This is a genomic window from Thermosulfurimonas marina (genome assembly GCF_012317585.1).
Lineage (GTDB): Bacteria > Desulfobacterota > Thermodesulfobacteria > Thermodesulfobacteriales > Thermodesulfobacteriaceae > Thermosulfurimonas_A > Thermosulfurimonas_A marina.
In genome coordinates this window covers 1009868-1033323 of the sequence record NZ_CP042909.1, presented here as the reverse complement: position 1 = coordinate 1033323, position 23456 = coordinate 1009868, and the positions used below count along the sequence as shown (strand labels likewise).

At 53.6% G+C, this 23456-nt stretch carries 19 protein-coding genes; 11 read left to right on the top strand and 8 right to left on the bottom strand.

Annotation, left to right across the window (positions count from 1 at the left end):
- Positions 1-4: 4 nt before the first annotated feature.
- On the top strand, positions 5-463 hold the full coding sequence (locus FVE67_RS09385; RefSeq protein ID WP_246167845.1) for a hypothetical protein: 459 nt from the start codon (positions 5-7) through the stop codon (positions 461-463).
- On the opposite strand, the gene FVE67_RS05450 is transcribed toward FVE67_RS09385, so the two are convergent.
- Positions 443-1591, bottom strand: a complete 1149-nt coding sequence (locus FVE67_RS05450; RefSeq protein WP_425505381.1) for an IS256 family transposase — start codon at positions 1589-1591, stop codon at positions 443-445. The two genes, FVE67_RS09385 and FVE67_RS05450, sit on opposite strands and share 21 nt — an antisense overlap.
- Before the next feature lie 142 nt (positions 1592-1733).
- Between FVE67_RS05450 and FVE67_RS05445 the strand changes: the two genes are divergently transcribed.
- Entirely contained in the window at positions 1734-1919 is a 186-nt protein-coding gene (locus FVE67_RS05445; protein ID WP_210534563.1) for a hypothetical protein, read from the top strand.
- On the opposite strand, the gene FVE67_RS09610 is transcribed toward FVE67_RS05445, so the two are convergent.
- The 7 genes from FVE67_RS09610 to FVE67_RS05410 form a co-directional block, all read right to left on the bottom strand.
- Positions 1906-3042, bottom strand: coding sequence for a glycosyltransferase family 4 protein (locus tag FVE67_RS09610; RefSeq protein WP_168719627.1), 1137 nt, complete (start codon positions 3040-3042; stop codon positions 1906-1908). The two genes, FVE67_RS05445 and FVE67_RS09610, sit on opposite strands and share 14 nt — an antisense overlap.
- On the bottom strand, positions 3008-4231 hold the full coding sequence (locus tag FVE67_RS05435; protein ID WP_210534562.1) for an O-antigen ligase family protein: 1224 nt from the start codon (positions 4229-4231) through the stop codon (positions 3008-3010). Before FVE67_RS05435 ends, FVE67_RS09610 begins: the two co-directional genes overlap by 35 nt.
- Positions 4232-4305: 74 nt before the next feature.
- Positions 4306-5193, bottom strand: coding sequence for a glycosyltransferase family 2 protein (locus FVE67_RS05430; RefSeq protein ID WP_168719625.1), 888 nt, complete (start codon positions 5191-5193; stop codon positions 4306-4308).
- Positions 5190-6305 (bottom strand): DegT/DnrJ/EryC1/StrS family aminotransferase, encoded by a 1116-nt coding sequence (locus tag FVE67_RS05425; protein ID WP_168719624.1) that lies wholly within the window; start codon positions 6303-6305, stop codon positions 5190-5192. Before FVE67_RS05425 ends, FVE67_RS05430 begins: the two co-directional genes overlap by 4 nt.
- Position 6306: 1 nt before the next feature.
- A complete protein-coding gene (locus FVE67_RS05420) occupies positions 6307-7374 on the bottom strand; it encodes a Gfo/Idh/MocA family protein (RefSeq protein WP_168719623.1) in 1068 nt (355 codons plus the stop codon).
- Positions 7371-8984 carry an ArnT family glycosyltransferase gene (locus FVE67_RS05415; RefSeq protein ID WP_168719622.1) on the bottom strand — a complete coding sequence of 538 codons (1614 nt, stop codon included), beginning with the start codon at positions 8982-8984 and terminating at the stop codon, positions 7371-7373. Before FVE67_RS05415 ends, FVE67_RS05420 begins: the two co-directional genes overlap by 4 nt.
- Positions 8981-10048: an ArnT family glycosyltransferase gene (locus FVE67_RS05410; protein WP_168719621.1), complete on the bottom strand. Its 1068-nt coding sequence runs from the start codon at positions 10046-10048 to the stop codon at positions 8981-8983. Before FVE67_RS05410 ends, FVE67_RS05415 begins: the two co-directional genes overlap by 4 nt.
- Before the next feature lie 120 nt (positions 10049-10168).
- On the opposite strand from FVE67_RS05410, the gene FVE67_RS05405 reads away from it, so the two are divergent.
- The 9 genes from FVE67_RS05405 (at position 10169) to FVE67_RS05365 (ending at position 23450) form a co-directional block, all read left to right on the top strand.
- On the top strand, positions 10169-10858 hold the full coding sequence (locus FVE67_RS05405; RefSeq protein ID WP_168719620.1) for a response regulator transcription factor: 690 nt from the start codon (positions 10169-10171) through the stop codon (positions 10856-10858).
- A complete protein-coding gene (locus FVE67_RS05400; protein ID WP_168719619.1) occupies positions 10848-12257 on the top strand; it encodes a sensor histidine kinase in 1410 nt (469 codons plus the stop codon). Before FVE67_RS05405 ends, FVE67_RS05400 begins: the two co-directional genes overlap by 11 nt.
- 81 nt (positions 12258-12338) lie before the next feature.
- A complete protein-coding gene (locus FVE67_RS05395) occupies positions 12339-12818 on the top strand; it encodes a hypothetical protein (RefSeq protein WP_168719618.1) in 480 nt (159 codons plus the stop codon).
- Entirely contained in the window at positions 12815-14218 is a 1404-nt protein-coding gene (locus FVE67_RS05390) for a TolC family protein (RefSeq protein ID WP_210534561.1), read from the top strand. Before FVE67_RS05395 ends, FVE67_RS05390 begins: the two co-directional genes overlap by 4 nt.
- A 33-nt stretch (positions 14219-14251) precedes the next feature.
- Positions 14252-15322: an efflux RND transporter periplasmic adaptor subunit gene (locus tag FVE67_RS05385; RefSeq protein ID WP_168719616.1), complete on the top strand. Its 1071-nt coding sequence runs from the start codon at positions 14252-14254 to the stop codon at positions 15320-15322.
- Positions 15319-18360, top strand: coding sequence for an efflux RND transporter permease subunit (locus FVE67_RS05380; RefSeq protein ID WP_168719615.1), 3042 nt, complete (start codon positions 15319-15321; stop codon positions 18358-18360). The genes FVE67_RS05385 and FVE67_RS05380 overlap by 4 nt, the downstream gene beginning before the upstream one ends.
- Before the next feature lie 5 nt (positions 18361-18365).
- Positions 18366-19412, top strand: coding sequence for an efflux RND transporter periplasmic adaptor subunit (locus FVE67_RS05375; protein ID WP_168719614.1), 1047 nt, complete (start codon positions 18366-18368; stop codon positions 19410-19412).
- A 4-nt stretch (positions 19413-19416) separates the two neighbouring features.
- Positions 19417-20421 carry a metallophosphoesterase gene (locus FVE67_RS05370; RefSeq protein WP_168719613.1) on the top strand — a complete coding sequence of 335 codons (1005 nt, stop codon included), beginning with the start codon at positions 19417-19419 and terminating at the stop codon, positions 20419-20421.
- Complete coding sequence (locus FVE67_RS05365; protein ID WP_168719612.1) at positions 20418-23450, top strand: efflux RND transporter permease subunit; 3033 nt, start codon at positions 20418-20420, stop codon at positions 23448-23450. The genes FVE67_RS05370 and FVE67_RS05365 overlap by 4 nt, the downstream gene beginning before the upstream one ends.
- The last annotated feature ends 6 nt before the right edge of the window (positions 23451-23456 follow it).

Genomic DNA, 23456 nt, shown 5'->3' with positions numbered 1-23456 from the left:
ATTGATGGAAGTGGAAATGACATCTATTTCGGCCATGTGCCCCGTCCTGTCGAATATTACCGACAAAAAATTTATCCCTCCTTCCTTTTTCTGCGGCCTTTGGCTGAAAGGCTTCCCACGGGCAATCCCTTACAAAAAAATAGCTCGAACACGAAGCGAAATGGTGGGAGCCTGGGGGCTTACCCTCCGGGATGCCCGACTCATTTATCCCGAGACTGAAAACCTATTAGATTACTGGAAGGCCCAAGACCAAAGACATAAAGACTGGGATTATTTTGACCTTAAGGCCGATCTGTGGGGGCCCAATTTCGAATTTGATCTCGTTTTGCGCAAGGCACGAAACTTTGCTGCGGTCTATCGAGCAAATCTCATTCTTCCGTGGACAGCCCCAGAGGTAGCCTCTTATATAGGGCGCCTTCCCGAAAAATATCATAGTGTTTCGTCAACTGTGTCCGCAGGATAAGAGGCCTTCCTCCATAAGATCCTCAAAACCTCTCAGTTTTCGCGAACGGTATTTCTCCTCTAGACCCCTAAGCACCAGATAGACTACCTTGTAAAGTGCCCCAGGCTCACAGAAAACCTCTATCACCTTGGTCCTGCGCTTGACCTCTTTAATCAGCCTTTCAAGCTGATTCGTGGTGTAAATATAATTCCGAATAGGCTCCGGATATTCCAGAAAAACCAAGAGATCCTCGAGGTTCTCCTCCCAGTGCTTCACTACTTCCGGATACTTCCCTTGCCACCGGGCCTTGAAAGCCCTGAAGGCCTCCAGGGCCTCGGACCTCCTCCCAGCCCGATAAATTTTCCTCAAATCCTGAGCCAGCGCCTCTCGGTGAGACCTCCGAACCTTCCTCAGGCTATACTTGAGACTGTGAAGAACGCATCTCTGAAACCTGGCCCCAGGATAAACCCTGAGAACCGCCTCCTTCAAGCCTGATAGCCCGTCCCCTATGACCACCTCAATCCTCTTGAGACCTCTTTCGCGCAGTTCGTTGAAAATTTCCTGATAAACCAGAGCGCTCTCACCTTCCCCTCCACTGGTCCAAAAGCCCACAATCTCTCTGGTCCCATCTCGCCTTATCCCCAAAGCCAGATACACCGGCTCCCTGGCCACAGTTCCTCTCCTCACCGGCAGAAAAGTAGCATCCAGATAAAGGGCAAAGTATTCCTCCGAAAGCCTTCGCTTTCTCCAGGACTCAATTTGGTCCTCGGCTACCTCCGTTAGTCTGCTTATACTGGCTGGCGAATAGTAAGCCCCGTAAATGGTCTCGATAAATCTTGAAACCGCCCTGGTACTGGCTCCCGAAGCGTACAAGGCCAATACAGCTTCTCCCAAGTCGAGACCGGCTCTTCTCCTTGGAGGAGGTAGAATCTGAGCTCTAAAGTTTCCATCTCGAGTTCTGGGAACCATAAGGCCTTCAATAGGCCCGTATTTGGTGAGAAGGGAGCGAGAGTAGAAACCATTGCCTTTGGTTTCAGGGTGTTCCTCAAGGTAAAGGCTTCTTTCCTCAATAGCCAGTCGCTCAATCACGCTTTTAATGGCCTCCTTGATGAGGTCCTCCAGCTTTTCTATAATTTCTCTGTCCTGCATGGCCTTCCTCCTTCCCTTTGGTTTGACTCCCACTTATTATCGCAAGGAGGAAGGCCTCTTTATTTACCCCCTCGGACACAATTTGTGAAACACTACCGGAAAGTATTCTTACGGCTTCAACGCTTATCTGTTTTTGCAGAAAATGCGCAAAAAAGCGATGGAAGAAATCTTAGAATGTGCTTTGTGGGCCCCTCAAGGAATAAGAAAGGTCTTCGACCGCTTGGATCGACGAGCCCGAGAAGGAGACCGTTTGAACCGCAAACTTTGGGTAAGGCTCTATCTCCTTTCGGCCTGGTATAACCACAATCGCTATCTCAGGTCTTCATGAGGTGGGTGACTATTTCTATCGTCCGCTGGGACAAAACCTCCGGGGAGAAGGCCTCTAGAATGCGCCGCCGGGCCGCCTCCCCCAGTTGAGCTCGCTTTTCTTCCCCCAAGTCGTAAAGTTCTACGAGGGCCTGCGCCAGAAGTTCGGGATTTCCAGGAGGAAGAAGCTTCCCAAACGTCAGAGATGAATCAAAGAGATCTGACAAGCCTTCTGCTTCGGTAGCAATTATGGGCAACCCTGCAGCCATAGCTTCCATGACCGCCATAGGCATTCCCTCACGAAAGGTCGGATAGACAAAAACATCCAGGGCTTTCAGGAGGGACGGTACTTTGGAAAGAGGAATTCTTCCTAAGAAATGTACTTGCTTATCTATGTGTAACTTCCTGGCCTTTTTCCGCATTAGGTCCTCGAGGGGACCATCCCCTACCAGCACTAATCGAGCCCTCCTTCCCGTCTGAAGAAAACGAAAAAAGGCTTCAAGCAGACCCCCATGGTCTTTTTCTTTCCGAAACCGGGCCACCATCCCGAAAAGAAAGTCTCTTTCGGGCAAACCAAAGAGCCTCCGGGCTTCGCTTTTAAAAAGCTTTACTTCAAATTCTTGGGGTTCTATCGCAGAATAAAGAAGATCTACCTTATGTTCTGGAAGATAACCCAATTCCTGAACTTCCTTCAGGAGAGCCTGACTATTTACCAAAATTTTATCTATCCGGGGATGGAATATCCTAAAGAAAAATCGCCTTCCTGGAGAACGAAGAAACCCTTTAATTACTATGTAGTAAACAATGCGTAGCTGAGGAACGAAAAATTTAGCCCCGATTAAATAGCGCAACAGGCGCCAGCGATGAGTCCAAATTACCTCAATATTTTCTTCTTTTAGGACTCTGGTCAATTTTTGTAAGGCCTTCCACGAAAAGTGATGAAAGGCCTTCTCCCGCGAAAGGAATAGGGGGATAAAGGTTTCCTTGTGCCCCTTAAAGGCGAGGTAGCTTCCAGAGGGATCCCCGGAAAGAAAAATTACCTTGGGGTGAAATCCTGCCTCCTTAAGGGCTCGGAGTTGAATATGGTGCCTGCGATTTCCCTTTTCAGGGCTATCGAGAAAGAAGGCTACTTTCTGGAGCGGCATATCCCCACACTATTCCGCTGGCCATCCAAAAAGGGGTAAAGCGGGTCATCTCTTCCATCCCTTCAAAAAAAGACATCAAGAGAAAGGCGAGCAAAAAGGCTAACATTCCTACCGCCAGCGGATCCCCAGAATTTTTGAGCCACCAAAGGGCCCTCTTAAGGGTCAAACCGTAAAAAATCACGAACAAAAACACCGGAAAGAGCCCGGCCTGGAGCCACATATTTAAAAACAAGTTGTGGGCATGTTCCAGATTCAGGGCCCGCCTATTCAAATCGGAAAGAACCCTTTTTTGTACCCGCCGGCCAAGCCCCGTACCCTTGAAAATCCTCTTTGAGGCCTCTTTCAGATAGAGCGGCCAGATGTAAAGCCGCATTCCTAATGAACCGGAACGAGCAAGATCTTCCCGAGACCCTGAAAGGATCAGGTCAATTTTATCGCCCCTCAACAAAAGAGTCTTACGAGCAAGAGGATACGCAAGCAAACCCGCTAAAACCATCCCTAACAGACAAGTCATTATCAAAGTTGTTCGAAAAATTTTTCTAGAGGGACAAAGGAGTCCTGCCATCACCAATCCTACAAATAATCCCAAGATAGCCGCCCGGCGCGCAAACCAAAAAAGAAAAAATAAAGATAGAAAAGAGCCAATCATCAAGATCTTACGATGCCGACAAAGTTTTAAAGAAAGACCTCCGAAAAGGAAAAAAGTAAAAGTAAAAGCTGAAGAAGTACTCACCAACCCCTTAAGCCAAGAGGCCTCCATCAAGGACATTCCGGCCTGTAACCAGCAGACGAAATTATAAAAACATCCCTCGTAAGCCATAAGCACATAATGAAAGAAAGCTACCAGAAGGAGCATAAAAGGAATAGGCCACAGAGAGAATCCTGAAGAGGAAACCAGAGAGAATCTCGCAATTAAAAGAAAAAAGAGGACCACATGAAAGAAATAGTTTAAACAGTAAGCATCCACAGAAGCCCAAGGAAAAGGACTCAAGAAAATACCAGGAAGAAGAGAAGCCAAAAATAACAGCAAAATAATAGCAACATTTATAAAAGATTTGCTCCAAATGAAGATAGATTTTCTATAAAAGAAAAGTAAAAAAATTCCCAAAAAACCCGCAACATAAAGAAGACCTCTCATATGTTTAAAAAAGACCGAGATCCAGAAACCGGCATAGACAATGATCCACAATAACTCTAAAAATTTGTGATTTTCTTTTATGAAAGCACGGTTACTAGGTGTCATTTTTAATAAACTGGTAGTATTTAAATCTCCAATTCTCGAACATGAAAGACTCCTTCCTTTTGGGCCTGATTGAAGCGGCGGAGATTGTGCCAAACAAAAAAGAAAAGGAAAGAGCCGCCCAGAAAGGCTCCGGGGGCCCAGAAAGGTCTGTGGGAGCTTAGAAGAGAAATTACGGCCAAAAGCCCGGAGATTAACCCGCCTGCCAGAAGCGCCTTTTCGTAAAAAACCCGATTCCCCAAGACGAACCGAATGGTAAGCAGTTCACGAAGGACCTCAAAGGTGCGCTTGAGGCCGTAGTGGGTGCGGCCGAAGCGGCGGGGACGATCCAGGATGCGCACCTCGGCCACCTCGTGGTTTTTCACCCCGAAAATGGCCGGGATAAACCGGTGAAATCCGTGAGGGATCTGCACCCTCTTGACCACCTCTGCCCGATAGACCTTGAGACTACAACCGTTATCGTGCACCCTCAAACCGGTGACCAGACCGATAATCCGGTTGGCGATCCAGGAGGGAAGGCGCCGGGTAAGAAGGGGCTCCTTGCGCTTCATACGCCAGCCCGAGACCACGGCGTAGCCTCCCTCCCGGAGCCTTCGGATCATCTCCGGAAGATAGGCGGGGTCGTTCTGGCCGTCGCCGTCCATACTGGCCACGATCTCGCCCCGGGCATGGAAAAAGCCGGCGGTCAAGGCCGCGGCCTCACCCCGATTGCGGTCCATGGTAAGCACCCGCACCCGAGAGTCACGCTCTTTCAGACGGCGCAGAACCTCGGCGGTGCCGTCGGTGCTTCCGTCATTCACGAAGAGGACCTCAAAAGGCTCCCCGAGGGGTTCAAGGGCGGCGACGATCTCTCGAAAAAGAGGCTCGATATTCTTTTCCTCGTTGTGGACGGGGATGACCACGGAGATCATCTGAAAAAGGCCTTTACCGCCTCAATAACTTCCTGAATTTCGCCTTCGGTCATCTCCGCAAACATGGGAAGAGCCAGTCCTTCCCGACAGAGTCTTTCGGCCACCGGAAAGGTCCCTTCGGGGAAATCCGGAAAACCGGCGGCCCTCCAGGCGGGCTGGAGGTGGAGGGGTATGGGATAATAGACCCCGGTGCCGATCCCTCGTTCCTTGAGGAAGGCCTGCAGTTCGTCCCGTCGCGGAGTAAAGACCACAAACCGGTGATAAACACTTAGACGTTCGGGGCCGTCTTTCGGAGGAAGTTTAAGGTCGGAGATCCCCGAAAGCTCGCGTCGGTAGAGCTCGGCGATCTCCCGCCGGCGCTCGTTTTTGGCCGAAAGGCGTTTAAGTCTGGCCCTCAGGACTACGGCCTGGATCTCGTCCAGTCGGCTGTTAAATCCGTAAAACTGATGATCGTTTTTCCGCACCTGGCCGTGCACCCGAAGATAGCGCAGGCGATAGGCCACTTCTTCATCGTCCGTAAGCACGAAGCCCGCATCTCCCAGAGCGTTCAGGTTTTTAACCGGCCCACAACTGAAACAGCCCACCTTCCCGAAGGTCCCGACCTTGCGACCTTGGTATTCGGCTCCGTGGGCGTGAGAGGCGTCTTCGATGAGGATTAGCCCATGGCGGGCGCAGATCTCCGAAAGCTCCTTAATACGGGCCGGATGCCCGTACATATGGACCACGATGAGGGCCTTGGTGCGGGGACCGAGGGCCCGCTCCACGGCCTCGGGATCCGGCCCGAAAAACTCCTCCTCGGACTCTACCAGCACCGGACGCGCCCCGGCCCAGAGGACGGCCTCCACATCGGCTACAAAACCGTTGGCCTGGATGAGGACCTCATCCCCCGGACCGACCCCGCAGGCTAAAAGAGCCAGCCAAAGGGCCGCGGTCCCGGAACCCACTCCGAAGGCAAAACGGGCCCCGAAAAACCGGGCCACCTCCTCCTCAAAGGCCAGAAGGTTTTCCCCGTTGAGAAGCCGCATGGTCTCCGTCACCCGCCGCCAGCCGGCCTCCACCTCCTCGCGGATCTCCGGCCAGTCACGCTTAAGATCAAGAAGAGGCACGGGCATTTTACCCTCTCCCCAGGCGAGATTTTTCGGGTCGAAAGGGGAACCTCACCGGTTCTCCCCGTTCGGCAGACTCGTAGAGGGCCTGAATCAGTTCCAGAGAGGCCACCGCCTCCTCCCCCAAACAGAGTCGCGGGTCAGGGCCTTCCCCGGCGAAATAGCGCAGAGCGGCCCGCAGACACTCACGATGGGCAAACCCCAAGGGATCTTCTGGATTGCGGCGATGGGCCTCTAGAAGTTCCGGCGGGGGGAAGCCGTCCTCAAACTCTAGATGCAGGAGTTCGTTCATGGCAAAGCCTCCCAGGCGGGCCGAGCCCTTCTCCCCCAGTACCACCAGTTCGGCCCCCAGGTCCCGAGGACGGGCACAGGTGGTGGCCTCAATGGTCCCAAGGGCTCCATTTCTGAATCTTATGGTCCCCACCAGGAGATCTTCGGCCTCCAAGCGATTGAGCCGTGTGGCCATCTCCGCATAGACGCTTTCCACCTCTCCTCCGAGCCAGCGAAGCATGTCCACATGGTGGGCCCCCTGCTGGGCCAGAGCCCCTCCGTCAAGGGCCCAGGTCCCCCGCCAGGCCGCACTGTCGTAATAGTCCTGCCGGCGACACCAATAAAAGCGTGCGGAAAAAAGGACCGGTTTTCCGAAATGTCCGCCCTGAAGGGCCTCCCGCACGAGTTTCACCGGGAGGTTGAAACGATTCTGATACACCGTGACCAGCTTGAGCCCCAGGCTGCGGGCCGTCTCCACCATCTCTTGAGCTTCGTCCAGAAGAAGGGCGATGGGCTTTTCCAGAAGAACATGTTTGCGGAACTCCCGCATTACCGAGAGGGCTACCCGGGCGTGCAATCCGGAAGGCACGGCAATATCCACCACCTCGACCTCGGGGTGGCGGGCGAGCATCTCCCGCCAGTCGGTAAAAGGTTCCGCAGAGAGGGCCTCGGCAAAGGCCCGGGCCTTCGCCGGATCAAGATCCGAGACCGCCACCACTTTTGCTTCCGGCATCTCCCGGAAAAGCCGCTGGTGGCGGGTGGCCGCCTTTCCACAACCTATAAGGGCCAGTTTTACCACTTTCATGGACAAGGTCTCAAATCCTCCGAGGGGACTTCCGAAGGGCTGGCTAAGAGATAGTTCTTGTTTTCATCCCTAGAACGCCATCTTGCAGGCAAACCGTAAAGCCTTAAGCCCCTTTCTTTCACAATTTCCTTTATGCGGCCCTCCTTCTTATAAAACTTTTCCCTAAAAAAGACAAGCCTGCAGGAAGGGGAGAGCTCCTCTGGCTTTCGGAAAGAGGGGACAGGTTCCGGCCAGGAAAGATAGAATAGGAGATTGGCCGAGACTTTGCCCAGGGCACAGGGAGAAGTCTTTTCCGCCCGGGCTATCTTTCGCAGGGCCCTCCCGAAGACCTTTTCCGAGGGGGGAGTAAGCTGCGGGGTAAGAAGCGCAAGCCCGCAGATGGCCGCTATAAGATACGACCAGATAAGTCCCCAGGGAGCTAGATCCCAGGCCATACAGAGGGCCAGGGCCAAAAGAAGGGCCAGCCCCGAAAATCCAACGGCAAGTTTGAGAGGAAAAGGAAGCCCTGCATGAGGCCAGAGAAAGGGCAAAAGTACGGCCCCAAGCCCCAGAAGAAAGGTCAAGAGGCCATAAAGGTAAAAGAGGGCCCGAGAAAGAGGATCCGGCTCCCTCAGAGCCCTCCGTAAATAGGCCGTGGTTACCAGAAGGCACAGGGGAACGATGGGCAGGATATAGTAAGAGCGACGGGCCCGGGCCAGGGTGAAAAGGATAAAGATGGCCCCGATCGCCAGGAGTACCAGCTTCTCGGCTTCCGAAATTCTCCGCCAGCCCCTTACCGCCCACAGCCCTCCCACCAAGAAAAAGGGGGTCCAGGGAAGAAGGAGGAGGGGCACATAATAAAAGTACACATAGAAGGGTTCACGATTGTCATAGGGGGAGACCGCCTGGAGCACATTTTCCCGGAAAAAGAGATAAAAAGGGAGTTCGCTATGGGTAGCCCGAGAGAGGGCATAATAATGGCCAAAATAAAGACCCAAGGCGAGGAGACCTACCGTTAGGTTTTTGGGGTTGAGGTGCCGGAAATTGCGCCGCCAGAAAAGCTCCAGGGCGGCGATCATTAAGGGTACTACCAGCCCGGGAAGCCCCTTGGAAAGGGCGGCGAAGACCGCCGAAAGCCAGAACCCTAAATACCCCCAAAGGCTCTCCCGCTCCCGAAAGCGGAAGTAGAAGGCCAGGGCGGCGGTGATCCCGAAAAGCTGGTAGATCTCGCTCTGAGCCACCCGGGCGTAGGCCACAAAGCCCCAAGTGGTGGCCATTAGCCCGGTGGCCGTGAGGGCCCAGAAGGGCTCAAAAAAGGTCCGGGCCAGAAAATAAAAGGCCCCGAGGGTGCCGGCGGCACAAAGGGCTACCGGGAGTCGCACCGTAAACTCGTTGAGCCCTCCGAAAACCAGAGCCGCGAGGCGGATAAGCCAGTAGGGGATAAGGGGTTTAGTGATGTGGGGCACACCGTTTAGGGTGGGGACCCACCAGTCCCCCCGGAGGATCATCTCCCGCACCCCTTCGGCCCACCGCCCCTCCACCCCCCAGAGGGGGCGCTCTCCTAGATTCCAGAAAAGGAAAACCCCGCAGCCCAGGATCAGCGCAAAAATCAGAAATCGCTCCCGCTTCATGGCTCAGGAAATATACCATGACTTTTGAAGTACCAGGAAAGCGCGGCCTTAAGGACTAAAAGCCCGGCAATCCAAAAACCCCAAAACGGGGGACCGGGGAGGGCCCTGCCTCTCTTTAACCGCAAACCCACCACCATCAAGGAAAAGGGGGCAAAAAGAGGCAGAATGTAGAGAGGAAGGCGGGATTTGGCCAGCCAAAAAACCGTAAGAGGGACCGCGTACCACAAAAGGATCACCCGGAGGTGGATCTCCCGCCAGAGATCCCGAAGGCCCTTAAAATCCCTTATAAACCACACGAATCCGGGAAGGGCCCCTACGGTAAGTAGGGGAAGATAAATATAAAAGGGGGCATACCAGGCGCTGTTACGATGATAATAATTATGTAAAAGTCTTCCGCTTATTTCCTCTTTAAGAAAGATCTTCCAGAAATAGGGAAAGCGCATCTGAATGTAAAGATGCCAGGGAAGCGCCACCAGCAGGAAAAGGGCCAATCCCTTAGTTAGGCCCCGGAGATCTTTTTTGGCCAGCCAGCCATACCAGACAAAAGGGAGCATGACCGGGAATACCGCCGTGCCCTTGGTCATGAAGGCCAAGCCCCAGAAGACCCAAGCAAGGAGAGGCCTGGTGAAAAAGGCCCAGGCCGCAAGGACCTCCCACATCACTAAGGGGGTGTCTGGGGTGACAATGTTAGCCGCCACAAAGGGGGTGAGGGTCACAGCATAAAGGAAGCCCGCCTTAAAACCCTCTTCCCCGAAAAGTTTTGCCCCGAGGGCCGCTATTGCCGCGGCAGTAACGGCCAGGGCCAGGGCGTGGGGAATACGCGCCCCCCAGGGCCCGGACCCGAAGAGCTTCTCCCCTGCGGCTATCATCCAGTAGATAACTGGGGGTTTGGTGAGATGCGGATGCTTCTCCCAGTAAGGAACGAGCCACTCGCCCCGACTCCGCATAGTACGGGCGACCTGCGGATAGCGGTGCTCGTCTCGCCCCATGAAGGGCCGCGTCCCCTGAAACCAAAGGCCCAGAAACAAGGCCAACAAAAATACTTTCAAGATTTCTTTAGACATCAAAAACCTCTTCTCTTGGCCATCCTGAACCTCTTCCTTTGAGGCTAAATGAAAGGAAGCTTAAAATGTTTTAAGCTTTCCTTAAGCTCTCTCTAAGATGTCCCATGTTATCTTAGACACATGCGTAAAATCCTGATCGTGGAAGATGATCGAAACCTTCTGGAATTCATCTCTCGGGGGCTGCGAGAGGCCGGTTTTTCGGTGGAGGAGGCCCCGGACGCCTTGACCGCCCAAACTATTCTTTCCGGAACGGAAATAGACCTCATGATCCTAGACCTCATGCTTCCGGATATGAATGGCTTTGAATTTTTACAGCGCGTCCGCAGGCGCTGGCCACAGCTTCCGGTCCTCATTCTGAGCGCCCGAAGCTCGGTGGAAGACCGGGTACGGGGCTTGGAACTGGGAAGCGATGATTACCTCACCAAACCCTTTTCCTTTGCCGAACTTCTGGCTCGGGTAAAGGCCCTCTTACGGCGGGCCTCCCGCCCGAGCGAAGGGGAGGAGACGGTCTTGCGGGCTGGATCTCTGGAGATGGACCTCTTGCGCCGGGAAGTGCGTATGCACGGCAGACCGGTGGACCTTTCCCCCAAAGAATTCGCCCTTCTGGAGTATCTCCTGCGTAATCAAGGGCGCGTCCTCACCAAGATTCAGATCCTAGAACGGATCTGGGGGTATCATTTCTCGCCGGAATCCAATATCGTAGAGGTCTACATCTGCCGGCTTCGAGAAAAACTGGGTCTAAAGAAGGGTGAACGCCCCAGCATCCGCACCATAAGGGAGGTGGGCTATATTTTAACTGATGAGACCTAAATCCCTCTTCCGTTCCCTGGCTTTCCGCCTGGCCACCCTCTATGCCTTGCTTTTCTTGGGAAGTTTGGTTGGGCTCTTCGGTGCGGTTCATCTCATCTTGAGCCAGCGTCTCCTTCAGAACCAGGACCAGGATCTCCAGGAGGATCTGCGCGAAATCTTCACCCTTTACGAGCGCAAGGGGCTACCCGGACTTAAAGACCTAGCCGCAGCCGAAGCAAGGGAAAAGGGGCCTGGACATTATTTTTTTCGCCTGAGAGATGCCCGGAAACGGGTGATCTTCATCGAGGGTTCCTCTTGGTTTTCCCGTCTCCCCTGGCCCGAAAAGACCCCGGCTGTGCCGACATTTTATCTCTTTCGGGCCCCCTCGGGAGTCAAGATAAGGGGAGTGGTCTTCCAACTAGGGCCCTACCGGGCGGAGATGGCCGTGTCCCTGCGTTTTGAGGGTCGGACTCTGCGGGAAGTACACCGGGCCTTTCTCTGGTCTGGAGGGCTGGCCCTGCTTTTAACTCTTCCCCTTGGTTTCTGGCTCTCTCGACGTTCTCTACGACCTATCCGGGAGATGGAAAGGGTTTCCCGGGAAATCATGGAAAGTCGGGACTTCTCCAGGCGGGTCCCCCTTTCCGGACGGGGAGATGAGGCCGACCGTTTGGCCGAGACCTTCAATCTTCTTCTAAGCCGGCTAGAGATATATTTTCGAGAACTGCTCCAGATCTTCGATAACCTAGCCCACGATTTCAAGAATTTATTAGCCCACGTAAGACTTTTGGCGGAAAGGGCCCTGGAGAGGGAAGGCTCTGAAAGGGAAGAGCTCCTGGTGAACATTCTCTATGAAAGCGACCGTTTCCTCCATCTCTTGGACCTCCTCCTCGACCTTTCCGAGGCCGAAACCGGCCTCCTCAGACTGCGCTGGGAACGTTTTCCCTTAAAGGATCTTCTGGCGGAAATCCGCCAGGTCTTCGAGCCCCTGGCTGCAGAAAAAAATCTGCAGTTCGAGGTCTGTCTGCCAGAAAAAGAGCTCGTGATCCTCGGTGATCGTGCCCGCCTACTTCAAGCCCTCTTCAATTTGGTGGACAACGCCTTCAAATACACTCCCTCCGGCAGGCGGGTGAGGGTGGAGGCTACTGAAAAAGATCGTATGGTAAGGATCAAGGTGGAAGATGCCGGTCCAGGGCTTTCTCCAGAGGAAATCCCGCGGATCTTTGACCGGTTTTATACCGGAAGAAAAGGCCCGAAAGGGCGGGGACTGGGCCTGGCCTTGGTGCGGGCCTACATAGAGGCCCACGGAGGAGAGATTAGAGTAGAAAGCGAACCCGGCCGGGGTTCCGTCTTTTACATAGTCCTGCCCCAGACATCACCAGTCGAAACGACCCATCCTGCAAAAGAGATCGTACAAGATTAAAAATCCTTTATTTATTTTCAATCTTTCTCTAATTGTGCCGTTTTAACCTTTCCCTATAGACCTTTACCAAAGGAGGTTGTCATGAAGGGAAAGAGTCAATGCCAGGGGTTAAGATTCCTGATTGCTTTGCTTATCGGCTTGGGGTTAGTTATGGGAAAAGCTTCATGGGCAAGCCAGGATAAGGAACACGAACCGGTAGGCAATGAAACGGTGAGCGCAAAAAACTGTCTTCTCCCGGTCTTACTGGAGAATAAACTCGAGAAAAAGGCCGTTCTCAATAACCCCTATTGTGAACTCAAGGGAAACACTTTGATCATCAAAGGAGAAGTTCACAACCTTTCCCATACCGTACTCTCCGGGGTGGAGGTGGAAGCGGTCCTGGTAGATGCCGGGAATGCGATTCTGGCCCGACAGGATGTCCTTACCGTGCCAGAGATCCTTGGAAGTAAACGGCACAAATTCGGCTACTTTACCATCAAGCTGCCTTATTCCTCGAAGGCCAGGAAGATTATTCTCAAGATTACTGCCGAGAGACAAGAAATTCCTGACAGCTTACCATGAAAAAATATTGGAAGTTTTGGATCTTAGTTTTCTTTGTGCTTTCGGGCTGTGCGGTCTATCATCCTTTGCCTCTTGACCGAAAGGCGGAGGAGACGGTCCTTAAAGGCCCGGATATTAAAGCTCTGGGAATAGAGATCTCTCGGATAAAACATCCCCTTCTCAAACCCGTAAAGTTCGATCTAAAGGACGGGCTCTCTCCGGATGAGGCCGCCATTTTGGCCGTGGTGGCCAATCCCGAGCTCCGGGCGGTAAGGGACGAAAAGAAGATAGCCTCCGCCCAGTTACTTCAGGCCGGCCTCCTTCCCAACCCTCAGCTTTCTGCAAGTTACGAGATTCCCACAGCAGGAGTGACTTCCGGAACGGTAAATGCTTACACCTTCCAGCTTGATTGGGAGATAACCGCCTTACTTACCAGGGGGGCCAGGGTTTCTTCGGCCAGGGCGGAAAAGGCCGCGGTTGATCTCAACGTGGCCTGGAAGGAATGGCAGGTAGCCGAGGCCGCCAAACTCCACGCCTTGCGTCTACTCTGGGCCGAAAAGAAAGTAGCCCTTTTACGAGAGGCCGAAAGGGAGCTAAAGAAGAACCTCACCTTGGTCGAAAGGGCCGTCTCCCTTGGAGAAAAGACGGCTCTCGATCTGGCCGCTGCCAGGGCCGCCTACCAGAAGATAAGGCTTGACCTTGAAACTGCGAGAGAGGAAAGGGCCCGGGAAAGGCTTACGCTAAACCGCATTCTCGGCTTTCCTCCGAACACTTACCTGAAGATTCAAAAGGATGTCCGGCTCCTCTCCTGGCCCCCACCCATCAAAAGAGAGAAGCTTCTTTCTGGACTTGCGGAAAGGAGACTCGATCTCCTGGCCTTAAAGATGAGCTATCAGGCCCAGGACGAACGTCTTCGGGCAGCGGTACTTTCCCAGTTTCCCAAAATAGGAATCGGTCTTCTTCGGGCCAAGGATACCGGAGACGTGATCACCACCGGACTGGCGGTCTCCATAGAGCTTCCCTTCTTTGACCGGGGCCAGGCCCACATTGCCCTAGAGGAAGCCACCCGCAAGAAGCTCTACGACGAATACCTGGCGAGACTCTTTTCCGCCCGAGCCGAGGTGGCAGAAATCCTTGAAAAGATGGCCTTTGTGCGCCGGAAGATCGTTGCTTCCGAGGAGGCTAAAGCAGCCCTCCAAAGATTGCTTGTCACTTACAAGGAGGCCCTCCACCAGGGAAATGCCGATCTTCTTGGTTACTACCGGCTGCAAAACGAACTTTTGGCCAAACGTCTCGAACTTCTTAGGCTCAGGCAGACACAAAGCGACCTCGGGGTGGCCCTGGAGATCGCCTCCGGGGTCTACCTTCCGATGAGGTGCAAGACGTTGGGAATTGTTAATCCCAAAGGAGATATGAAGTAGATGAAAGATAGATTCGGGATAAACAAAAAAAGGTTGGCTATCCTAATCCTGGTCCCTCTTATAGGGGCCATCTTCTGGCATTTAACCGGTTACTCCTCTCCGAGTTCTAAAAACGATAACCGCTATCCCCAAACATTTTTTAGAAAGACGGTCGCCGTAAAGGTTGCTCGAGTAAGAAAGGGAAAGATCTTCGAGACTGAAGTAGCTTACGGAACGGTCATCCCCGCTCCAGGAGCGGTGGAGATTATCTCGATACCCTTTGAAAGCCAGGTAAGGCGTATTTTTGTGAGTGAAGGCGAAGAGATTAGCCCCGGAACCCCCTTGCTTGAGCTCGCTCCAAGTCCAGATAGCCTTTTGAAGCTTGAGGTGGCCCAAACGGCCTACAAGATGGCCAAAAAGAAACTCGCTCAGCTCAAAAAGAAAAAGGCTCTCAAATTGGCCACCAATCAGGAACTGCTTCAGGCGGAACAGGCCTTTCAGGAGGCCAGACTTAGGCTTGAAAGTCTCAAGAAGAAGGGACTCGGAAAGACCAAGACCCTCAAGGCCTCGCAAGACGGGATCGTCGGCAAGGTTTATGTCCAGGAAGGAGCCATCGTCCCGGCAGGAGGCCCTTTGCTAGAGATCGTAACCGAAGGGGCCCTTGAAGTCAGACTAGGAGTCGAACCAGAGGATATTTCTCGCCTGAAACCTGGAGAAAAAGTAAGACTCTTCCCGGTTAACAGACCGGCTAAGTCTGCCATAGAAGGCATTATCCGGGCCGTCTCCCGCTCGGTGAATCCTTCAACTCGGCTGGTGAACGTCTTTGTAGTCCCTGTCTCTCACAAAGACCTACTTCTTAATGAGTATGTCCGGGGCGAGATAATCGTTGCTGCTAAAGAAGCTCTCCTTGTTCCTCGTTCTGCGGTTCTTCCGGAAGGAGATCATTATGTCCTTTTTACCATCAAGGATGGTCGAGCCCGGAAACACACGGTCAAGATGGGTCTGGAAACCGAATCTCAGGTGGAGGTTATCGGCCAGGATCTCCATCCCGGAGATTTGGTGGTCATCCTTGGGAATTATGAACTTGAAGACGGAATAGCCGTTCGGACGGAGAAAAGAGAGTGAATGTGGTTGAGTGGATGCAAAGCCACCGCCGTTCGATTCTCTTTTTGATTGCTATATTGGCTCTAGGAGGACTGGCTGCCAGTTTTAGACTCCCGGTGGCCCTCTTCCCCCACGTGGATTTTCCCCGCGTGGAGGTGAAACTAGAGGCTGGTGACCGACCCGCGGAACGCATGGCCATTGAGGTGACCCGCCCGGTGGAGGAGGCCATCAGGTCTGTTCCTGGAGTACGAAGCATCCGCTCCACTACCAGCCGAGGCAGCGCCGATATCTCCATCAACTTCGATTGGGGAGAAGACATGGTGGCGGCCATGCTTCAGGTAGAATCGGCCATAAACCAGGTCCTTCCCCGCCTCCCCCGGGGAACTTCTTTCACCGTAAGGCGCATGGACCCCACCGTCTTTCCAGTTTTGGCCTATAGTCTCACCTCTGACACCCATTCTCTGGTTGAACTGAGGGATCTAGCCCTTTACCAGTTACGGCCTCTGGTTTCCACCGTTAAAGGGGTGGCCAAGGTTGGAGTCCAAGGAGGGGCGGAGGAAGAATACGAGGTCATGATCGATCCGGCCAAGCTGGATGCCTTGGGGCTTTCGATAGACGATGTTGCCAGGGCCCTTTCAGCGGCCAATGTCATCAAGGCCGTAGGACGTTTGGAAGACCACTATAAACTCTATCTAGTCATCTCGGACACCCGCTTTCAGAGCCTGAAAGAAATCAAAGAGACCATCATCCGGGCCGGCAAGAATGGACTTGTTCGTCTGGACGATATTGCCACCGTCCGCCGAGGTACCGCTCCTCAATGGATCAGGGTCACAGCCGACGGCCACGATGCCGTACTCCTCCTAATTTATCAACAACCTCGGGGTAATACCGTTGAAATAGCTAAGGAGGTCAAGAAAAAGCTGGCTGAATTTCGCAAACATCTTCCCCTAGGAATCAAAATTGCCAAGTGGTATGACCAGAGCGAGCTCATCCTCTCGGCGGCCGGGAGCGTAAGGGATGCGGTGCTTATAGGCCTCCTTTTTGCCGCCCTGGTCCTTTGGCTGTTTTTGCGAAATCTCAAGATGACCTTTATTGCCGCCGTCTTGGTTCCGAGTGTCCTCGCAGCTACCATTATCCTCCTCTACGTCCTCCACATGAGCTTCAACATCATGACCCTGGGAGGCCTGGCCGCGGCCGTGGGTCTCATCATCGACGACATGATCGTCATGGAGGAACATATCGTAAGAAGGCTTGGAGAACTGGCCAATCAGGAGCTTGGCATTGCCACGGCCGTTCGGGAGCTTTCTAGGCCGCTTGCCGGCTCCTCGGCCTCGACGACCATCATTTTTGCTCCCCTGGCCTTTCTCTCCGGGGTAACCGGGGCCTTTTTTAAGGCCCTCTCTCTTACCATGGCCGCAAGCCTCCTGATCTCCTTTTTTGTGGCCTGGTTGGGGGTTCCTATCCTGGCAAATCATCTGCTTACCCAGAAAGACGCCGAAAAGGAAAGGCCCGGGAGATGGGCTTCCTGGTTCTATGAAAGATATGAAAGTTTCATGAAGAGAATTATGGCTCGACCCTGGCTCATTATTCCAGTACTTTTGATTTTGGTGGGTATCGGCTGGATAGCTTATCATCGGTTAGGCTCTGGCTTCATGCCTAAAATGGATGAGGGAGGGTTTGTACTTGATTATCGAGCTCCTTCTGGGACCTCCCTTACCGAAACGGATCGTCTCCTGCGTCAGGTCGAGATGATATTGCAAGAGACGCCAGACGTAGAGACCTATTCCCGGAGGACCGGACTCTCTCTGGGGGGCCATATTACTGAGGCCAACGAGGGCGATTTCTTCGTCCGGTTGAAGCCCCCACCCCGGAGGGATATCGAGGCTGTGATGGAGGACATAAGAGGCCGTATCGAGCGCAGGGTCCCAGGGCTTGAGATCGAGATGGCCCAGTTGATGGAAGATCTCATTGGAGATCTTACGGCTGTCCCGCAGCCCATAGAGATAAAGCTCTTTTCCGATAACGGTACTCTCTTGCGGAAACTGGCTCCCAAAGTAGCTGAAGAAATAAGAAAGATCTCCGGCGTGGTGGATGTAAGAGATGGGATCGTCCTTGCCGGCGACGCTCTGGTCATCCATGTGGACCGGGATCGAGCGGCCCTTGAAGGGGTGGATCCCGAATGGGTAACCAGAATGCTCTCTTATTACCTTGGTGGCACGGTCACCACCCAGATCCAGAAGACTCCCAAAATGGTGGGAGTTCGAGTCTGGATCCCAAGCCATCTCAGAGATACCGCCTCCAAGGTTGAGGCCCTCCGCCTGCGGGCTCCCGATGGACATTTCTTCCCTTTGAGGCGTATCGCCAGGGTGGAGGTGCTCACCGGTCAACCCCAGATAATGCACGAAGACCTAAAGAGGATGGTGGCCGTTACCGGACGTATCAGCGGTCGGGATATGGGATCGGTCATCCGGGATGTAAAGAGGGTGCTTAATCGTCCGGGACTCATTCCCAAAGGGGTCTATTATGAGCTCGGTGGTCTTTACCGTCAGCAACAAATTGCCTTTGCCGGGCTTTTGGCCGTTTTCGTGTCCGCGGTGCTTCTGGTCTTTTTGCTTCTCCTATTTCTCTATGAAAGTTTCCGGATGGCTATCGCCGTAATGGCAACCACCCTTTTGTCTCTGGCGGGAGTCTTTGTAGGTCTCTGGATTACCCATACCGAGATCAATATCTCCTCCATGATGGGGCTTACCATGATCGTGGGCATTGTTACCGAAACAGCCATTTTCTATCTCTCCGAATATCGTTTGCTTCCGCGCCATGTACCGTATAAAACGGCCTTGATCCTTGCCGGGAGAAATCGCCTGCGGGCGGTGGCCATGACCACGGTGGCTGCCATTTTGGCCCTTATGCCCCTGGCTCTCGGAATTGGTCAGGGAGCAGCTATGCTGAAGCCCCTGGCCATCGCCATAATTTCTGGTCTCTGTCTTCAATTGCCGCTGGTTCTCGTGGTTTTGCCGGCCTTATTGGCGCTTATTAAAAGAGAATATCCAACAGGTTAAGAAAAATGAGGACTATCTTTTCGGTCGCTTGCGTACTTTTTCTGATTATATCTTTGATCAAATTCGTAGAAGCGGCCAAAGTCAAACCGTCTCTCATCAAAGTTTCTACCCCGGTGAGAAGAGACTTTCGTCGGACTGTCCCTTTTGTGGGGAAGGTGTTGTCCAAAAAGAGCGTAAGGATAACGGCGCTCACGCCGGGTCGGATCGTCTCGATAGGCGTTCCCGATGAGAGCCAGGTGAGGGCCGGAGAAGTCCTCTTCGTCCTGGGCGGCCCGGAGGTGAAAAGAAGGCTTGCCACCCTAAGGTCACAAGTGGCCGTTCTTGAAAAGGAAATCTTTCTGGCCGAGGAGGCTGTGAGGTTAAAGAGGGAAGGAGTTAAGGCCAAGATCGTCCCTTACGGAGAGCTCCTTAACGCCGAAGAACACCTTCTACAACTCAAAAACGAACTCGCGGCCCGGAAAAACGAACTACACCTTTTTGAAACCCGGCTGCGGATCAGGGCCCCGATTTCGGGAATCTTTACCCGGCGAAGGGTCTCTATCGGTCAGAGGGTGGAAAAGGGAGCGGTTCTGGCTGAAGTCCTGGACCCGAAGGCTCTCTGGGTCAAGGCCATCATCTTCCCCCCGGAAGGCGTCAGCCTCTCCGGCAAACCGGCCCTGATCCAGCTTCCGGACCGCACCCTTTCCGCCAAGGTGGCGAGGATGGCCCCCGAACGGACCCCGGCGGGAGGGATAACGGTCTTTCTCGAAGGGAGGGATATTTCAAGGTCCCTGGCCCCGGGTGAGTCCGTGAGGGGAGTGGTGATCCTCGAGGAACATCGAAAGGCCCTGGCCGTCCCCAAAGAGGCCCTCGTCTATGACGAAGCCGAAAGGGCTTACGTCTTCGTCAAAAGCGAAAAGGGGTTGGAGAAGCGGATGGTCAAGACCGGGCTTTCCGGGGATGGTTTCGTAGAGGTCGTCTCTGGTCTCCGAGAAGGGGAAAGGGTGGTGATTAAGGGGGCCTACGAACTCTTTTATCGAGATTTTAGTCGGATTTACAGAGTTCCCGATTAGGAAGGTGCGTGAGGTGCCTCTTAAAGAAGCTAGGAGAATATCCCTGCGATTCTTTGTTCTTCTGGGTGCGTTGGGAGCCATTCTCGGGCTTGAGTTCTATGAACATGTTTGCGCCCTTCCAGCTACAGATTGGAATACTCGCAATCTTTCTAGAATAAGGGTTAAGGATCCGCATGATTTTTCATTCGCCGTATTTGGAGATAGCCAGTTCAGCATCTATGCCTTTGAAAGCCTCTTAAGGGAGATTGACCAGGATCCTGAAATCTCCTTTGTCATTGCTTTGGGAGATATGGTCCATTCGGGAAGCAAGACATCGTATTCTCTTTTTTTGGATCTTATCCAAAAGAACCTTCATAAACCCCTGGTTACGGTCATCGGCAATCACGAACTAAAAGGAGGCGGTTATCCGCTTTATACTCGGATCTTCGGCCGGCCTTATTACTCCTTTCGTATCGGAAGGACCTGTTTCTTGATCCTAGATGATGCCGCAAGCAAGCTTAACCTCAAAGAAAGATCCTGGCTTGAAGGAGAACTCAGGAAGAGCCGGGACCTTTGCGACCACCGTTTGGTTTTTCTCCACATTCCCCTTTATGATCCCCGGCCTCACGAATATCATTGTCTACCCGAAAAAGAGGCCAAATTTCTTTCGAGGGTTTTCAGGGACTACGGGGTCTCTCACGTATTTGCCGGACACATCCATGGTTATTTTCATGGAAACTGGAATGGCCTTCCTTACACCATCAGCGGCGGGGCAGGAGCTAGACTTTACGGCGGGGATCCGAGACATTTCTTCTACCATTATCTCAAAGTGAAACTCGTAAACGGTGTTCTTGACGTAGAAGTGAAACCCATTTTCGTTCCGGGCCCCAAATGGTTCGATCATACTCTTTCCTTTGTCTACACCTATCTCTTTGACCCTCATTGGTTAGAAGCGGCCCTGTGGATGATCGTTTTGGGGCTAATCTTTCCCCTGATCTGGAAAAAATTTCGAAAAGGACCCGGCAAATGAGGGGATTTCTGCGCTGGCTTATTGACAGACCGCCCCTCATGCTTCTTTTGGTTGCATCCATCGTTTTTGCCGGGTTGTACGCCCGTTGGCACCTGCCGGTAGATCTTTTCCCCAATCTTGATCTTCCGGTGGTAAACATTGTTACTCATTATCCCGGGGCTGCTCCCGAGGATATGGAACTTCTCGTTACCCGCCCTATTGAAGACGAAATGCGAGGCCTACCAGGGGTCAAACGGGTGGCCTCGGTCTCGGTTCAGGGCATCTCCAAGGTCACGGTGGAGTTCGGCCCTGGTATTTCGGTCAGAGAGGCCCGAGAACTCGTTCAAGCGAGGCTCGCCCGGACCGCTGGTCTCTTGCCGCGTGGAGCCGTCCCCAGGCTCGAAAACATCGGTACCACCCTTCAGGAGGTGCTCGGATATGTGGTCTACGGTTCGAAGGACCTCGTGGAACTGCGAAATCTCATCCGGTTTACCCTCACCAATCGGCTCATGGGTATTCCCGGGGTCTCCTCGGTGGAGGTCTTTGGGGGTGATAGGCGGGCCTTTATTATCCGGGTAAGGCCAGAGGCCCTTGCCCGTCTCGGACTCGGCATTTCGGATCTCGAGCTAGCTCTAAGACGCCACAATGCCTCTGAGATAGCCGGTTTCCTTACTAGAGGTGGACGGGAGTATGTGATCCGTGGAGATGCCCGTCTGCAAACTATTGAAGACTTGAAAAACCTCTATCTAAAGAGCGCCGATGGGGAGGCGGTTCCTCTTTCGGCGGTGGCCGAAGTCTTTGAAGGAGTGGTTCCCAAGCATTACGAGGTCAGGGGAGACGGTCAACCGGCAGTGGCCTTTTACGTGCGTAAGCAACCCGGTGCTAGTTCTATTGAGGTCGCACGGGCCGTGGAAACCGCGGTGGAGGAATTCAAGGCCCTCCTTCCTCCGGGAACAAAGATCAAAAAATTCTACGATCAATCAGAGATCATAAAAGAGGCCCGGGAAACCATTTCCAGTGATCTTTTGCTCGGGGCGGCCCTGGCAGTGACCGTCCTCTATCTTTTCATGGGGACGATGAGGCCTACCCTCATAGTGGCCGCCACCATCCCCCTCACCCTGCTGGTCACCCTAGTCCTAATGAAGATCTTGGGGCTTTCGCTCAATGTTATCACTTTTTCGGCGCTCACGCTTGCCGTGGGGATGATCGTGGACGACGCCATTGTGGTCACGGAGAACGTCTTCCGACACCTGGAAATGGGGAAAGCACCCCCAGAGGCGGCCTTGGCAGGCACGGTAGAAATCGCCCCGCCCGACGCCGCCGGGACCTTCACCACTGTGGCGGCCTTTCTCCCCCTGGCCCTGGTGACCGGTATCGCCGGCCTTTTCCTGCGGCCCTTCGGTCTGGTGGTGAGTCTGGCCCTCCTGGTCTCTCTCATCCTTTCCCTCTCGTTCGTCCCGGTGCTTCTCGGGGATATGCCCCCGGTGCGGGACCCCCTCCGGCCCCCGGCCGGGAGGCTTCTCACGGGTCTGAGGGGTCTCCTATCCCGGGTCCTCTCCTATAGCCTTGACCATCCCCGGAAAGTGATCGTTCTGAGTATGGGGGGCCTTACCTTGGCCGGTCTTTCGGTCTTTCTCGGCTCGGCAAAGCTCCTCCCTCCAGTGGACGAGGGGGCCATCCTGGTAGAATACATCATGCCCCCAGGCACCTCTCTCAGGGAGAGCAATCGAATTGGAGAAGAGCTTGTCCGCCTAGCCATGACCGATCCCGATGTGGCCTGTGTATATCGTCGCACCGGCTCCCCGGAGGTGGGTTATCAGATCGAGGGTGTCAACCGGGGAGAGATTATGATCAAGCTCAAGCCCAAGGGGAAACGTTACCGGGGAGCAGAAGAGATCATGGCCGATCTCAAGAGGGCTTATGCTCGTTTTCCCGGGGTGGTCTTTCTTTATCACCAGCCCACCCAGGAGATGATGGACGAGAGTCTTTCTGGGCTTCCGGCCCTCTTCGGGGTGACTGTCTACGGTGAAGACCTCGACACCCTGGCGTACCTGGCCGGAAAAGTAGAAGAGATCATGGACGAGGATCCGGCCATTACCAATGTGGTCAATCCTCTAAAGATAAAAAGGCCTCAGATCGTAGTAAGGCTGAGGTATCCCGACCTTGCCCGTTTCGGGGTGAGCCTGGAAGAGGTGTTTTCTACCCTGAGGGCCACCTTTTGGGGCCTTGAGGCCACACGCATCGTGAGACAGCGGGAGGAGATCGATGTCCTTCTCGAATTTGATCGGCCCGAGGCTCTCGGCCTAAAAAGGCTTGCCCTTCTCCCTATCCGAACAGCGAAAGGGGAACTGGTACCCCTCAGGAAGGTGGCTGATATCCGGGTGGAACACCTACCCGGAGAGATCACCAGGCTCAACGGCGAACGGGAGGTCACCCTGCTGGCCGAGGTGGAGGGGAACCTATTCAAGGTGGCCTCAAGCCTCAAGAGGCGTCTTGCGGCCCTTTCGCTTCCCCGGGGCTACCGGGTGGAGGTGACCGGACAATACAAGGTTCTCAAAAGGAGCCTATGGGAGATGGTTTTTATCCTTTCCGGGGCGATCATTTTTGTTTATCTTATATTGTTTGCGGAGTTTAAGTCCTGGAAACGCCCTTTGGTGATATTGACTACGGCCCCTTTTTCCTTGGTAGGGGCTATCCTGGCCCTCTGGATAACCCGTCAGGGCCTGAATATCTCGGTAGCCATGGGCGTGCTCACCCTTATAGGAATCTGTGTCAACAATGCCATCGTCCTTCTCGACTTTGCCGAACAAAAAATAAGGGAAGGGATGGACAGAAAGGAGGCCCTAATTGAAGCGGCTCAGACCAGGCTCAGGCCAATCCTCCTCACCAGCCTGACAACCATCTTTGCCCTTATTCCTACAGCCGTAGGCCTCGGAGCGGGGGCTGAGTACTTTCGAGGATTTGCTATAGCCGTCATAGGAGGCCTCGTGACGGCTACTCTGGTTTCGTTTGTTCTGGTACCCTGCCTGGAGGTTTTGGGGAGAAATTAGCTAAGG